Genomic DNA, 13,781 nt, shown 5'->3' with positions numbered 1-13,781 from the left:
ACAGAGCAGTTTCTTTATTCTAATTATCCCGCTGCTTCTTTTGCTGCTGACGTTTAATTTCAGCATAAATTTTCTTTTCCGGAGCAAAATCTCTTGCCCAGTTTTCTGGCTTAAGTACTTTGTTGGTTTTGGGATCATAGTGTGGTTGCCCGTCTGGAAAGAGCTTTCCCATATTGGCTTGATGGACAATATCAAAAATAGGCATCGGGTCTACCCCTAACAAGGAAAATGATCCATAAGTAAAATAAAGCACATCCACTAGAGCATCCACTTCTGAAACCAGCACGTTTTCTACAGGCTCTGATTTTGCTAAAATTTTTTTCTTTGCTTTTATAATATCTTGTTGCAGTTGTTCTGTCAGTTTCTCAAAAAGAGCTAAGTCATTATTACTTGCTGCATATAACAGCTCCACTAACTCCTCTTGTTTGAAGCCCGCTCGAAAAGAGGCTTCCTCAGGAGAAAATGCGGTAGGCACTTTGGGTTTTCTTGGATCAAAAATTTCATGAAATTCTTCTGCTTGTTCAAAAGGGGATTGTTTTGTCATATGCGCTCGCTCCTAGTCAATCACTCGAAAATGTTTAAGTGCTTTTGCAATACCATCAGCTTCATTTGTGTCCGTTATATAATCAGCTGCTTTTTTTGTAGCTGTTCGGCCATTGCCCATCGCAACACCAATACCTACACCAGCTAACATCTCGTTATCATTAAAATTATCGCCGAATGCCATCGTTTCTGACAGCTTAATTTCCTGTGTTTCTAAAAAATAATTGATTCCTCTGAGCTTTGAACCGCCTTTAGGAATAATGTCTACTGAATAAGGATTTGACCGCTGAAATGTACAATGAGGAAATTGTTTACGTAAGGTCTCATCTTCTGCTTCTGGGCTAAACAAAATACACTGATAAATCGGCTGCTTTAGTATTTCCAGTTGCTCATAACGAATTTTTCTTCGATTTGGACTAAATTTTTGTAAAAGAACTTTTACTGTTCTTACTGGAAACCATTTTGGCAAGTACGTACTAACTTTTTTTATCCAACGCGCTTGGCCCATCATCATCGTCGTACTTCCATCTACTTGATCTTTTCCACCAAACATGATTTGTCTGTGCTTAGTATCCGCAAATCTGACAATTTCCTCCAACACTTCCGGACGGAAGGCCTCTTCAAAAATAACTTCTTCTTTTGTATAAACATACTGTCCGTTATACGTGACAAACATGTCCAGATTGAGATTATCTGTAACTCTCTGAATTCTCACAGGGCTTCTGCCTGTTGCAACACCACAGAGTATTCCTTTGTTTTGAGCTTCAGCAATTGCTTGTCGTGTGCTAGCCAATGCTTTTGAGTTACTTGTGACAAGTGTGCCGTCAATATCAAAAAAGATTGCTTTTATCATGGTTTCTCCTTAAAATAAGTCAATTTGTGCAGGATTCAAATCATCATAGGTAATATCTAATATTTTTTTTAATGCTAATGCATTTTCTGCTGCATCTCCACCAGAATTATTATTAAAAATAATTCCAATTTCTTTAGTTTGTCCCTGTAATCGTTTGATTGTTTCTGCAAGTTCATAAAGTTCTTGCTCATTATATCGGTAGAGCGTTCGCTTTTTTCGCCAATCCGCATCGTTACTTTGCCAGCCGTTTGCATTTCTACCATGTAAACGAAGTAAGGTAAATGCTGAATTCGTTACAAAAGAATCAAACGGTACAGTAGTATTTAGCAGTTGCGGCTCATCAATAATAGCTAATGAAAACTGCTGTTGCATCATAAAGTCTCTCGTTCCTTTAAGAAATTTTTCTGAGTACCAAGAAAAATCCCGCAACTCAATAGCAATTGGAAGCTCGCCAAAATATGCGCGTAATCGTTTTAAATACATGACATTTTCTTTTGTACATTTGAAGGTAGATGGAAACTGAATTAAAAAGCAATAGAGTTTTCCCGACTGAATCATAGGTTCCATGGCTTCAAGAAAACGTGTGAACATCTCTGCTTCCGATGTATAATAATCCTGCCATTTTCCTTGACCGCTAATTCCTTGATACACTTTCACCACGAAACGAAACGAATGAGGAACTTCTTCTATCCAATTTTCTACACTACTTTTTCTTGGAATTCCATAGTAAGCCGTATCTAGTTCGACAAATGGCAGAAATCCTGCATACTCATACAGTGTATTATTAGGTTTTCCAGTTAATTTGTCATGTTCTTTGTAGGATGTCAAACCAATTCGAATCATTTTGAGGCCTCCAGTTTTTTTTCTTATTATAATAGTATACAATAGGTGCTAAAGCTGTTGCAAAAATTTTCTATAGAAGGTGACTGAATGAAAAAAATTCTTGTACTACACACAGGCGGTACGATCGCTATGAAAGAAGACCTTTTAACTGGCGGAGTTAGTCCAGATGTAATCAATCCATTAATGGATGCCGAAATTGCGATTCCTCAATCAGTTGAATTATTTGTGGAGGATATTTTCAATCTGCCATCGCCTCATATTATGCCAGAACACATGCTTCGTTTAAAAAATAGAATTCAACAAGCAATCTCTCAACAGTTTGATGGCATTGTTATTACACATGGAACAGATACTCTTGAAGAAACAGCATTTTTCCTAGACACCACGATTGGTCAACAAATCCCTATTGCTGTAACTGGTGCAATGCGTTCCAGCAATGAGCTTGGAAGTGATGGTCTTTACAACTTTGAAAGTGCGATTCGGGTTGCTGCTTGCCCAGAAGCAAAGAAAAAAGGCGTACTGGTGGTTATGAATGATGAAATTCACTCTGCTCGCTATGTCACCAAAACACACACAACAAACGTTGCAACCTTTCGTACACCAACTCTTGGTCCCATTGGTATCGTAACCAAGCAACGTATTTTGTTTATGCAGGAATTATTAGAAACAAAACAGCTAGATACAAAGACTGTGACTGGATTAATTCCCATTGTCAAAGCATATGCCGGGATGCACGGAGATTTAATAGAAGCACTTGGAGAATCTGAGGTTGATGGATTAGTCATAGAAGCATTAGGTGCCGGAAATCTCCCTCCAGAGACTATTCCAGCAATTAAAAAGCTGTTAGCTAAAGAAGTCCCCATCGTTCTGGTTTCCCGCTGCTTCAACGGGATAGCAGAAGCAGTTTATGAGTATGCAGGTGGGGGGAAAGAACTGCAGGAGCTAGGTGTTATTTTCTGTAACAGTATTAACAGCCAAAAAGCTCGGCTAAAGCTGTTAATTGCAATAAATAATGCTCTCTCCAAGGAGCAGTTGATTTCCTTCATGCAATCTTGATTAAAAGCACATGAATGGCTATCCATTATGAACAAGTAGACAAAACAGGTCCCTGTTTATCGTCTTCTTGTCCTAAATGTGATTTCCTCATGTGCTTTCTTATTTTTTCTTCCATTGAATCGTCGCTTCACAGCAGAGCAGTTCCCCAATTCGGATTTCATGCCGAGTTTCAACTTGCTCCTCTAACGTAATGATTTCATAATGACTATCAATCGTATTACCATACTCGACTTCCTTATCAAATCGTATGTTTACAAAAACTGGAACATGGCTTGTTAAAAAATCATAGCCTAAAACATCAATCATCCAATTAAAATACATGGCATTATTTACATGCTGATTACTGTCAATGTCATAAAATCGAACACGGTAAGGAACAACAGCTCCCTCCTGAATGCTTTCAAATTTAGGTGCTCTTTTGATTTTTTTAATTTTTTCACTTTCGTACGGTTCAATGATTTCTTCAATCACGCTACTCATTTTCCGATTTTTTAAATCCATTAATACAAACACAGATTCAATCATTACTAATTCATTTCCATCTTGGTCATGAATCCAAAAATTCCGATAACAAAAATATTTGTTGTATTCACGAGCTTGGGTCGTGACATTGACTACTTCCCCTACTTTAGGTAAGCGCGTAATTGAAATCTGGTAATTTGTAATCACCCATGTTAAGCCAAAATTAGAAACAAATTCTGAACCTCGACCTAACTTATCACTCTGTTCTTCCGACGTTTTAATAACGACCCCTAACATAGAAGGAAACGTCATTGTTTGGTTAACATCACACTCATAATACGCTACTTCATGCGTTGTTGTATATTTTTTTGCCATAAAGTTTCCCCCTTTTTAAGCTATATATTTCTCTAGACTCACTATTTATTAAGAGTTAAAGAGTCCAAAACATCCCCTGAAATGGGTATGTCTCAGACTCATTTTTTCCTTCATGTTTAAGCAAGTGCGCCCATTGGATCCCAAGGAGCAAGTAATTTAGGTGCTTCTTCAAACGCAGCTAACTGCTCAGGACTTAGTAAATCTTTGCGAACAACAATTTGATAGGTATACTCATCCATCCATGCATCGCTCATAACAAAGAAGCCTTTGTCCCCTACTTTATCTCCCCAGCTATTTTCCACTTTCCATTTTGCTGATTTTCCATCGATAATATCAACACCAGTTAAGACCATCGCATGAGTCATTAAGCTTTCTCCATGATCTAAACGCTCTGCTTTTGTCATGGTGAAGTCAATATCAAATAAATCATTCATATCATACGCATCTAATGACATAATACCGCTATCACGAGTAGAAGATTGACCCACGTCACAACCAAACCAAACAGACTCTCCTTGTTCCAATTGAGCAATAGCCAGTTTTTTAAATGCATCCATATCTACATTTAAATATTTAACTTCTTTTCCACCAACCACATTTCCTAGCATTTCAACCGTGTATGACTTGTCATAAGGCTTATCTGCAGTAGGTGCATTAATAATGCTTACATAGTTATCTAAATCAACACCTACATATTTTTCATAGAAGCTTTGAGGAGTTAAATTACGATCAATATGATAATTTTTTTCTTCATCGCGATATTCAAAATCAAATGTTTCTGGTGGTGTACCTAAAGAAGTTGCTAAAAAGTTATAAACATCTTGGAGCATTTCTTCTTTTGCTGTTTGAATTGCTTCTGGTGTTTTACCATCTGCAACTAGCTGACGGAGTGTTACCGCGTCTTTGCGTAGTTTTTTGTTTAAATAATTGTTTAAATCTCTTGAATTTGAGCTGTTACTGCTTTCAGGCATTGCTGATTTAGGAACAATTCCATATTTTTGGAAAATAGAAACAATCATATCCCACTGCCCGCCGTCTTGTTGAGGCATTGACAATAAAAATGCTACTTTACGGCTGTCTAACGAATCCGTTGCTGTTGCTAAAATATTTTCATAAAAATAGTTTGCTTTTTCATACTTATCCCAGAAAAACGTATAGTTTTGAGAAAGCTCGAAATCCTTTAACTGATAGTTTGTTAATAGTTTGTGGCGGAAAGTATTCAACGCAGCAAACATCCAGCAGCGGCCTGATTGTTTTTGATTAGACACTTTGCCTGTAGCCACGTCTACAGAAAAAACTGGGACATTATTCACATGTGCGGAAATATTTTCTGCAGAAGCGGTAATCCCATTTTTCACAACTCCACGTTGTAATGCAAGTTGCTTATTGTTTGCAAGATATTCCTGATTGAATTTCTTTGTTACTTCTTGATTGATTGCTGTCATCCATCTCATCCTTTCAATTCTTAATCCACTATCCATTTTACTCCTCTTCAGAAATGAACTCAACCTTCTTCAGAAAAGTCAGACTTATTTATTTTACTGATAAAGTTTTTATCTCTTCTTTCCTATGATTAGATAATCACTCGTAAGAATGCCGACGCTTTACTTTAGAAACTTTCAGTTGCATTAATGTATTATCTGTATTACTATATATAATACAAAGGAGGGATGAAATGTTATTGACAATTAACCCAAATTCAGAGGAACCTATCTATCAACAAATTCGAAACCAAATAATTATAGGCATTGCAACACATGAAGTTACAGAAAATGAGTTATTACCTTCTGTACGTCAGCTAGCCGATGAGATTGGTGTGAATATGATGACTGTATCCAAAGCTTACAATCAGCTCAAACAAGAGGGCTACATCGTCACAGACAGACGACAGGGCACAAAGATTGCCCCACTCCCTGTTTTAGACATGCAGTTTCCTGCAAGCTTTGAGGAGTCACTCACATTGCTTTTAGCAGAAGCTGTTATACATAACCAAACGAAAGAAGATATTCTTATAAAAGTTGAACGAATTCTTTCAGCTTTTATAAAGGAGGAAGAAAAATGAATTTCATGTTAGTTGGCATATTAATTTTAGTTATTTTTATTATCGCATTATCTGCGAGAGTTCCTGGGAATCCCCACAAAAACATTATTTTGGAAAATACCATACAAAAAGAGCATTTAGAGGAGACTAAAATTACTGAATTACGACAAGAATACAAACGACGTCTTTTACAAATTGCAGCGGTTCTCTCTTTAGTAAGTTTGCCGCTTTTATTCTCTCCTTATGATTCTATTATGATGCTTGGCTTTATAGTAATTATGATGGTAAGCATTGCAAGCATGTTTTATTGTGAAGTCACTTACATCCGAAAAATGAAACAATTAATTGTTGAGAACCATTGGACAGCAGAAGTAACACCTCTCGTTATTGATACTACGCTCGTTGTTGAAAAAAATCGGAAAATGCTTTCTGCTTGGTGGTTATTACCCGCTATTTTTGTCAGTATTTTCGGATGCCTATATACCTTTCGCACACTAGGAACGGCAACTACTACCTGGATATTTATCATTACAGCTATAGTTGTCTGTGGTCTCTTTATAGCTTTATATTATTCTTTAGGTCGCATGCCAGTTAAATCCTATACGACTGATAAAAAATTAAATGGTCTTTACAATGACTTGTTTCGTCATCACTGGTCCGTTATCTTAATTGTCTTGTTTTGGCTACTTGCACCAATTTCTTTTCTACCTGTAGCTTCATTACAAGAGAATTATCACTTTGTGTTTCTTTTAATGATGCTCTATATGATTCTTATAATTATGGGTGCTATCTTTACTATCTACTATCTCTATGATTTACGAAAAAAACAAGACCAAATCATTGAGCAAGCACCTGAATATCAATACACAGGAGACGATGATTATTGGAAGTTTAGCATCTATATTAACCCAAATGATTCTAGATTGATGGTAGCAGATCGCTTAGGAATGAATGTCTCTATGAACCTAGGAAAAAAATCCGGAAAAATTATTGCAGGAATCCTTGGTATTTTAGTAACAGGTTTATTATTCGTAGTTTTAATCCCGCTATTTATGATTGACTTTGGACAAGATCCTTTCCAAGCAACCCTTTCAAATGAAGAAGTACAGCTTCAAGCTCCCTTGACTCATGCAAAAATTCCTATAGATGATATAGAGGATGTTGTCCTTCTCGATAAGCTACCAAATGACAGAATTCGTATGAATGGAACAGGAACGGAGCATTATCAATTAGGCGAGTTTAAAGTGGAGAATCGGACAGCCACACTTTTTGTTGATAACTCATCCAGTCCAGTCCTTAAGATACAAACAAAAAAAAGAGACTATTACTTCACTTCTAAAATACCTAAAGAGACAAAGCTCACTTACAAAAAGCTAAAAACAGAAATTGAGTAATCAACGAATATAATGAAATCCTTTCTATAAGAAAAGGGGGGTAGACGTGTTCAGCTTTGAGAAATATTCACGAAGATTGCTTCTAAAATCATTAGGGATTTAAGCTTATTTTCGAGACCTTCAACTCAAGCATGTCTCATGCGTAGAAGATGATGAGAGACAAACGCAGTGGAGATTAGTTCTCCCCCCACTCAACGCCTAGTGTAGATGAGTTCCTCTTCTTTTCAACCTTTATTAATAGTTTACGAGGGTGGGCTATGACTAAATTAGTTATGTTCCACCCCCTTTTTCTTTATTTAAATGTTCAATAAAAAATAGGCTGCAAAAAAGACAGCCATTAATAAAATAAACTTCATAAATGAAATTTTCTGTTGTCATATTGACAAATACTTCTATATTCGGTATCCTAGTATTTGTGTTAATTGCCGCTTTAGCTCAGTTGGTAGAGCGCATCCATGGTAAGGATGAGGTCGACGGTTCAAGCCCGTCAAGTGGCTTTGGTAAGACAACGTTCATCGGACGTTGTCTTTTTTATTGGATTTAGCACCAGCTATTTATAAAAAAATGTAGCATGAGTATGTTGCGACGGCCAAAGAGCTCTTCTTTGATCTTGTATAACGCTACAGAACATGTCGAATATTTTTCCGAAATAGAATTATCACAAACTGGATCCGAAATTTGTTATTGATTTTGTCTATATTTTCCAAAAATGGCAACTAATTTATCTGATAAATAAATTTACAGATAGCATTCGTTATTTTGATTCAGTCTAAAAAATTCATAGTTTCAAAATAGCCACTTTAAATTTATTACCATTATCAATATTCATCTATCAACAATAATTAACTATAGTTCTTTGTAGAAAAAAAATTCTTTTAAACCTATTTTTTTATACTCTAGAGCACCAAAACTTTTATATCCATTTTTTTTATAAAAATTAGGTGCTTGAAAATCAAATGTTTCTAGATGGCAAGTATGACATCCATAATTTCTCATTTCACTTTCCATTTTTTCTAAAAGAGAAGACCCAAAACCTTCTCCTCTTCTTTCTTCTTTTACCCACAAACTATCTATATATCCTATATAATATAAAGATGAAAAACCTATACAACCAGCAATAATTTCTTCATTTTCAGTTAAAACATAAGCAAACTGCTTATATTCTTTATTTTGAATTACCTTTTTTTTACTTTTATTAAATAATGATATTTCCTCCTCTAATTTGTTTATATCATCCTCTGTAGCTAACTTTATAGCATCATACATTTATGTATTCTCCTCACTATTTTTTTAATTGTGATAACTGGTAAACTAAAAAAACATTGAATTCTAGCAAAATTATGAAGGATTTCTCTTTTCTTTTGTAAGTTAAAATTAAAGACTAAAATCTGGTGGAAGAGCAATTTGAATTGGCGGTTACTTTTATTCTAGCAAATGTCCCTTTATTTTTATACAGAAAATAAACCAGATACCCGTCAAATTGATTGGTGTACGGATTTTATACCAAGACTTACGCATAAGTTCTTTATATATCTATTACTATATCTCCCCTGCACCTCCTTGACATTGACACTATGTAAATGTGTATACTTAAAGTTGAAAGGTGAGGTGGTTAAATTTGTTTCAAATTGGTGAATTTTCAAAGCTCTCAGGAACAAGTAGTCGCATGCTTAGACATTATGAAAAACAGGCTCTTTTAATTCCTGATAAAAAAGATCCAATCACTGGTTATCGCTATTACACAGCTCAGCAATTGACAACTATCAATCAAATAAAGCAGCTTCAAAAAATGGGATTTTCATTAGCAACTATTCAAACCATTCTTTCTTCTGAAAATGTAACAATATTTGAAACACAATTATCTATTAGAGAAAAAGAACTTCAAAAAGAAGTTGAAGTTTTAAAAACGCAACAAGCAATGATTGACTCTATTCAACAATTATTTGATAAAAAAATGGCTTACTTGGACTATGCAGTCGTAAAAAAGACTCTTCCTAAACGTCAAGTGATGTCTCTTAGAAAACATATCTCAAACGCTTCTGATGAATATACATTATGGCAGAAGTTGTATGAAGAAGTAGAAAAACAACACGTAGAGGTAATTCCAGCTTTTTTTGGTATAAGTATCTACCATGACCCTGAATACAAAGAAAAAAATGTTGATTTAGAGGTACAAAATACTGTCACAGGTACATACATGAACACACCAGAAATTTTATTTAGAAAGATTGACGAAATGGCTGTTGCTTCAGTAACCTTTTCAGGCCCCTACACACAGCTTCCTCAAGTAATGGAAGCACTTGCTCGTTGGATTGAAGTTCATTCCTATCAAATTAGCGGCCCCATGTTTAATGTTAATCACGTATCACCAGCAACCGAACAAAATTCTGAAAAATGGGTGACTGAATCATGTATCCCAATAGAAAGGAAAAACGATGAGTAGACCAACAAATAAAGAAGAACTATTAACTGCTTCTCAAAACAAATATACACAGCTTTATTCTCTCATTCAGGAATTTACTGTAGAAGAACAGATTGGAACATTTCCGTTTGAGGATAGAGACCGTAATTTTCGAGATGTGCTCATTCATCTTTATGAATGGCAACAGCTTTTATTAAATCTAATTCAATCAAATCATGTGGACGGAGTAAAGGCTCCCTTCTTCCCTGCTCCTTACACCATGCGAACTACTCCCGAGTTAAATCAGAAATTTTGGGAATCACACCAACAGACAACATTCACTCAAGCATTGACTCTATTTGAAACAAGTCATGCAAAAGTAATGAATGTAATCAATGAATTTAGTAACGAAGAGCTATTCAGTAAAAAATTTTTTACTTGGACAGGCAGTACATCTTTAGGAAGTTATTGTGTCTCTGCCACTTCCAGTCACTATGATTGGGCAATTAAAAAGATTCGCAAATATAAAAAAACTCTTTAAGTTTGATTAAACTAACTTCCCTCAATAGATTCATATATGGAAAGAACACCAAATGTAGGAAAAGCATCTAATGTTTGGTGTTCTTTTCATACATATTAAATTTTTAGTTTATCTTCTTTAGCTTATCTAAAATATCAGATGGTACTCTTGCCAATTGATCTGCTCCAGCAGACAACAGCTCTTTTTCAGAGCCAAACCCATATAACACGCCTAGTGTTGCCAGATTATTTCTCTTTCCGCCAACCATATCATGTTTTCTATCACCAATCATAACAGCCTGCTTTATTTCGGGGTGACGAGAAAGTACATGAGAAATGACTTCAGACTTTTCACTCCGTTTTCCATCAAGATCCGCACCGTAAATCCCTACAAAATAGTCACTAAATCCAAGATATTCAAGAATTTCTTTGGCAAATATTTCTGGTTTAGAAGTGGCAATATAAACATTTTTTTCTATACTTAACGCTTCAAGTACTTCTTTAATTCCATCATACGGTTTGATTTGATACATTCCTTTTTTTGCATAATACTCCCTGTAAGCATGTACTGCTTTATTTGCTGATTTCTCATCAAGCCCAAGGTATTTTTCAAACGATGTCTTTAATGGCGGACCAATAAATTTTCGAAGTAGTTCTGAGTTGGGATATTCAAGATTCAATCTTTCAGCAGCAAATAAGATTGAAGAAAAAATCCCTTCACTTGAATCTATAAGGGTTCCATCTAAATCAAAAAAAATAGCTCTTTTCATGTATTTTCCACCTTTCTATCCCTATTATACCTGTCTTTTTTACTTAGAAGATAAAATAGTTGCGAAATATTGATGATTACAATATACTTACTTTTAGTAAGTTAATTATTTTATTTATTAGGAGGCAACACAAAATGAACCAACAAATTTTAGGACTACACCATGTAACAGCAATCACATCTAGTGCAGAGAAAATTTACCATTTCTTTACGGATACTTTAGGATTGCGTTTAATAAAGAAAACTGTGAACCAAGATGATATTGAAACCTATCATTTATATTTTACTGATGATTTAGGCTCTGCAGGAACCGACATGACCTTTTTCGACTTTCCTGGCATTCCTAAAGGCGTGAAAGGAACAAACACTATCTCACGTACTTCATTTCGTGTAAAAGACGACGCAGCTTTAGCTTATTGGATTTCACGATTTGACGATAATCAAATTGAGCACGGAGAAATTAGTGAACGCTTTGGGAAAAAGTATTTAGAATTTGAGGATTTTGATAATCAACGTTACCAACTAATTTCAGATGAAAAGAATACAGGCGTTGCAGCTGGTGTCCCATGGAAAAATTCAAACGTTCCAGCAGAACATGCTTTAATTGGCTTAGGACCTGGATTTGTTACTGTACAAAATTATGACCATATGAAACTTGTATTGGAACAAGTTTTAGGATTTAAACAAACAGCTGTCGATGGCGATTTCTACTTATTTGAAGTTGGTGAAGGAGGCAATGGTGCAAGTATCATTGTAGAGCATCGGACTGATCTTCCAGTAGCAATGGAAGGATTTGGAAATGTTCACCATCTAGCTTTACGTGTTGAAGATCGTGAAGCACTTGAGTTTTGGATTAAACGATTAAATCAATTAGAATTCCCTAACTCAGGATTTGTTCAACGTTTCTATTTTGAATCAGAATATTTTAGAGCAGCACCCGGTATTTTGTTTGAACTAGCAACGGACGGTCCTGGTTTCCTTGAAGATGAAACCTATGAAACAGCTGGAGAAATCCTTTCTCTCCCTCCATTCTTGGAACCTAAACGAAAAGAAATTGAAGATTATGTTCGACCTTTTGACACGTCTAAAACAAATGAAAAACGTAAATAATTTTCGGATTTAAGTGTATATAATTGAGAACGGGGCAGAATCGACTAGCTTCCTAGAAATGTATTTCTGTTCCCAACCTTTATCAAGAGTTTACGAGGGTGGGGTATAACTTAATAGTTATATCCCACCTTCTCTTTTATATAATCATAATAAAATCAATTTTATTTACATGAAAGAGAGAATATTCATATAATAAAGGAATACAACTTTTATTTATTAAGGAGAACGTTTATGATTCATTATTCTGCTGAAATGCTAACTACTAAACAACATTACAAATTTTTAACCGGTTCTATCATTCCACGTCCTATCGCTTGGATTACAACAAAAAACTTAGATACATCTGTCATAAATGCAGCACCTTTTAGCTACTTCACCGTTGCTTCAAAAGAGGTGCCATTAGTTACCATCTCAATTAATCGTAAAAATCATGAGCTAAAAGATACTGCAGCAAACTTGCTTAAAAATAAACAAGGAGTTATCCACATTGTAAATGATGAGGTTCTTTATGCAATGAATGCTACAGCAGCATCCTTATCATCTGAAGAAAGCGAGCTATCTCTTACAAACGTTACATTAGCAGATAGTTACTCTGTCGACGTTCCTGGAATAAAAGAAGCGCCCATTCGTATGGAAGTTCGCGTACATCAATACTTACCAATAACAGACCATCAGAAGGAGGTAATCAGTGATCTTTTTGTTTTAGAAGTACTTGATTATTACTTTAGTGATTCCGTTTTTGATAAAGAACGCGAATATATTCTTCCTGAAAAATTACAGCCCGTCTCTAGGTTAGCTGGAAATTTCTATGGACATTTAAGTGAAGTAATTGAAGTAGAACGCCCCTCATAATAAACGATGCGAAATGATATGGATAGTCATTTCGCATCGTTTATTTATTTGTTAAATAACATAAAATATAATCTTTTAGTAGCATTTTCTGATTATGATTCGGCTAAGATGTGTAAAGATACAGCTCTTTTCCTACATATTTTCGGAGCAAACTAAAATAATACTTTTGTATAGAAAAAAACAAGAGCTGGATATAACTATTATAGTAGTTACTTCCAGTTCTTGAAAATTTTGGTGGGGGAGGGGAAACTCATCTCCACTGCGTTTCGCTCTCATCATCTTCTACGCATGAAACATGCTTGAGTTGAAGGTCTCCACTGCGTTTGTCTCTCATCATCTTCTACGCATGAGACATGCTTGAGTTGAAGGTCTCCTCCTTGCTTTCCTTTCTAAAATATCATTTGAGAAAGCATACCAATCCATAATCCTATAAAAAATTTAGACACAAAAAAAAGATAGTCGAAACTATCTTTAATTGACTCCGGCAGTAGGACTCGAACCTACGACATCATGATTAACAGTCATGCGCTACTACCAACTGAGCTATGCCGGAATAACTACAA

General features: G+C 35.3%; 14 protein-coding genes and 2 tRNA genes. 8 read left to right on the top strand and 8 right to left on the bottom strand.

What is annotated here, in order from left to right; all coding sequences use genetic code 11:
* Positions 1–19 precede the first annotated feature (19 nt).
* Genes I589_RS14125 through I589_RS14115 form a run of 3 tightly spaced genes read right to left on the bottom strand, consistent with a single transcriptional unit; the run spans position 20 to position 2,239 of the window.
* Positions 20–544, bottom strand: a complete 525-nt coding sequence (locus tag I589_RS14125) for a pyrophosphohydrolase domain-containing protein (protein ID WP_010766972.1) — start codon at positions 542–544, stop codon at positions 20–22.
* A gap of 12 nt (positions 545–556) precedes the next feature.
* Positions 557–1,396 carry a Cof-type HAD-IIB family hydrolase gene (locus tag I589_RS14120; protein ID WP_010766971.1) on the bottom strand — a complete coding sequence of 280 codons (840 nt, stop codon included), beginning with the start codon at positions 1,394–1,396 and terminating at the stop codon, positions 557–559.
* A 9-nt stretch (positions 1,397–1,405) separates the two neighbouring features.
* A complete protein-coding gene (locus I589_RS14115) occupies positions 1,406–2,239 on the bottom strand; it encodes a DUF72 domain-containing protein (protein ID WP_010766970.1) in 834 nt (277 codons plus the stop codon).
* 87 nt (positions 2,240–2,326) lie between these two features.
* Between I589_RS14115 and I589_RS14110 the strand changes: the two genes are divergently transcribed.
* Positions 2,327–3,295, top strand: a complete 969-nt coding sequence (locus tag I589_RS14110) for an asparaginase (protein WP_010766969.1) — start codon at positions 2,327–2,329, stop codon at positions 3,293–3,295.
* Positions 3,296–3,394: 99 nt separating this feature from the next.
* Here the strand turns inward: I589_RS14110 and I589_RS14105 are convergent, their stop codons facing one another.
* Positions 3,395–4,132, bottom strand: coding sequence for an acyl-ACP thioesterase domain-containing protein (locus tag I589_RS14105; RefSeq protein WP_010766968.1), 738 nt, complete (start codon positions 4,130–4,132; stop codon positions 3,395–3,397).
* A gap of 116 nt (positions 4,133–4,248) precedes the next feature.
* Positions 4,249–5,577: a C1 family peptidase gene (locus tag I589_RS14100; protein ID WP_034685464.1), complete on the bottom strand. Its 1,329-nt coding sequence runs from the start codon at positions 5,575–5,577 to the stop codon at positions 4,249–4,251.
* Positions 5,578–5,807: 230 nt separating this feature from the next.
* Between I589_RS14100 and I589_RS14095 the strand changes: the two genes are divergently transcribed.
* The 3 genes from I589_RS14095 to I589_RS14085 all read left to right on the top strand — a co-directional run bounded on the left by I589_RS14095 (position 5,808) and on the right by I589_RS14085 (position 8,064).
* Positions 5,808–6,194 carry a GntR family transcriptional regulator gene (locus I589_RS14095; RefSeq protein WP_010766966.1) on the top strand — a complete coding sequence of 129 codons (387 nt, stop codon included), beginning with the start codon at positions 5,808–5,810 and terminating at the stop codon, positions 6,192–6,194.
* Positions 6,191–7,567 carry a PH domain-containing protein gene (locus tag I589_RS14090; protein ID WP_010766965.1) on the top strand — a complete coding sequence of 459 codons (1,377 nt, stop codon included), beginning with the start codon at positions 6,191–6,193 and terminating at the stop codon, positions 7,565–7,567. The genes I589_RS14095 and I589_RS14090 overlap by 4 nt, the downstream gene beginning before the upstream one ends.
* A gap of 424 nt (positions 7,568–7,991) precedes the next feature.
* Positions 7,992–8,064, top strand: a tRNA-Thr gene (locus tag I589_RS14085).
* 349 nt (positions 8,065–8,413) lie between these two features.
* Here I589_RS14085 and I589_RS14080 read toward each other — a convergent pair.
* Complete coding sequence (locus I589_RS14080; RefSeq protein ID WP_010766964.1) at positions 8,414–8,833, bottom strand: GNAT family N-acetyltransferase; 420 nt, start codon at positions 8,831–8,833, stop codon at positions 8,414–8,416.
* 352 nt (positions 8,834–9,185) lie between these two features.
* Here I589_RS14080 and I589_RS14075 point away from each other — a divergent pair, with 352 nt between their 5' ends.
* Positions 9,186–10,010 (top strand): MerR family transcriptional regulator, encoded by an 825-nt coding sequence (locus I589_RS14075; RefSeq protein ID WP_010766963.1) that lies wholly within the window; start codon positions 9,186–9,188, stop codon positions 10,008–10,010.
* Positions 10,003–10,509, top strand: a complete 507-nt coding sequence (locus tag I589_RS14070) for a ClbS/DfsB family four-helix bundle protein (RefSeq protein ID WP_010766962.1) — start codon at positions 10,003–10,005, stop codon at positions 10,507–10,509. Before I589_RS14075 ends, I589_RS14070 begins: the two co-directional genes overlap by 8 nt.
* Before the next feature lie 103 nt (positions 10,510–10,612).
* Here I589_RS14070 and I589_RS14065 read toward each other — a convergent pair whose 3' ends face one another.
* Complete coding sequence (locus I589_RS14065) at positions 10,613–11,257, bottom strand: HAD-IA family hydrolase (RefSeq protein ID WP_010766961.1); 645 nt, start codon at positions 11,255–11,257, stop codon at positions 10,613–10,615.
* Between the two features lie 134 nt (positions 11,258–11,391).
* Between I589_RS14065 and I589_RS14060 the strand changes: the two genes are divergently transcribed.
* Together I589_RS14060 and I589_RS14055 are read left to right on the top strand one after the other, a co-directional pair.
* Positions 11,392–12,366, top strand: coding sequence for a ring-cleaving dioxygenase (locus I589_RS14060; RefSeq protein WP_010766960.1), 975 nt, complete (start codon positions 11,392–11,394; stop codon positions 12,364–12,366).
* A gap of 231 nt (positions 12,367–12,597) precedes the next feature.
* Positions 12,598–13,218: a flavin reductase family protein gene (locus I589_RS14055; RefSeq protein ID WP_010766959.1), complete on the top strand. Its 621-nt coding sequence runs from the start codon at positions 12,598–12,600 to the stop codon at positions 13,216–13,218.
* A gap of 479 nt (positions 13,219–13,697) precedes the next feature.
* Here the strand turns inward: I589_RS14055 and I589_RS14050 are convergent.
* Positions 13,698–13,771 (bottom strand) — tRNA-Asn (locus I589_RS14050).
* Between the last annotated feature and the right edge of the window lie 10 nt (positions 13,772–13,781).

Origin of the sequence: Enterococcus phoeniculicola ATCC BAA-412 (genome assembly GCF_000407505.1) — a bacterium.
GTDB lineage: Bacteria > Bacillota > Bacilli > Lactobacillales > Enterococcaceae > Enterococcus_K > Enterococcus_K phoeniculicola.
Note: the sequence above shows the minus strand (reverse complement) of the source record. Positions and strands in the feature narration are given on the sequence as shown.

What these genes read in the sequence shown, in the direction of transcription:
- I589_RS14060 (WP_010766960.1), top strand. Translation starts at nt 11,392, where the DNA reads ATGAACCAACAAATTTTAGGACTACACCATGTAACAGCAATCACATCT.
- I589_RS14095 (WP_010766966.1), top strand. Translation starts at nt 5,808, where the DNA reads ATGTTATTGACAATTAACCCAAATTCAGAGGAACCTATCTATCAACAA.
- I589_RS14105 (WP_010766968.1), bottom strand. Translation starts at nt 4,132, where the DNA reads ATGGCAAAAAAATATACAACAACGCATGAAGTAGCGTATTATGAGTGT.
- I589_RS14065 (WP_010766961.1), bottom strand. Translation starts at nt 11,257, where the DNA reads ATGAAAAGAGCTATTTTTTTTGATTTAGATGGAACCCTTATAGATTCA.
- I589_RS14115 (WP_010766970.1), bottom strand. Translation starts at nt 2,239, where the DNA reads ATGATTCGAATTGGTTTGACATCCTACAAAGAACATGACAAATTAACT.
- I589_RS14090 (WP_010766965.1), top strand. Translation starts at nt 6,191, where the DNA reads ATGAATTTCATGTTAGTTGGCATATTAATTTTAGTTATTTTTATTATC.
- I589_RS14125 (WP_010766972.1), bottom strand. Translation starts at nt 544, where the DNA reads ATGACAAAACAATCCCCTTTTGAACAAGCAGAAGAATTTCATGAAATT.
- I589_RS14110 (WP_010766969.1), top strand. Translation starts at nt 2,327, where the DNA reads ATGAAAAAAATTCTTGTACTACACACAGGCGGTACGATCGCTATGAAA.
- I589_RS14080 (WP_010766964.1), bottom strand. Translation starts at nt 8,833, where the DNA reads ATGTATGATGCTATAAAGTTAGCTACAGAGGATGATATAAACAAATTA.
- I589_RS14055 (WP_010766959.1), top strand. Translation starts at nt 12,598, where the DNA reads ATGATTCATTATTCTGCTGAAATGCTAACTACTAAACAACATTACAAA.
- I589_RS14100 (WP_034685464.1), bottom strand. Translation starts at nt 5,577, where the DNA reads ATGACAGCAATCAATCAAGAAGTAACAAAGAAATTCAATCAGGAATAT.
- I589_RS14070 (WP_010766962.1), top strand. Translation starts at nt 10,003, where the DNA reads ATGAGTAGACCAACAAATAAAGAAGAACTATTAACTGCTTCTCAAAAC.
- I589_RS14120 (WP_010766971.1), bottom strand. Translation starts at nt 1,396, where the DNA reads ATGATAAAAGCAATCTTTTTTGATATTGACGGCACACTTGTCACAAGT.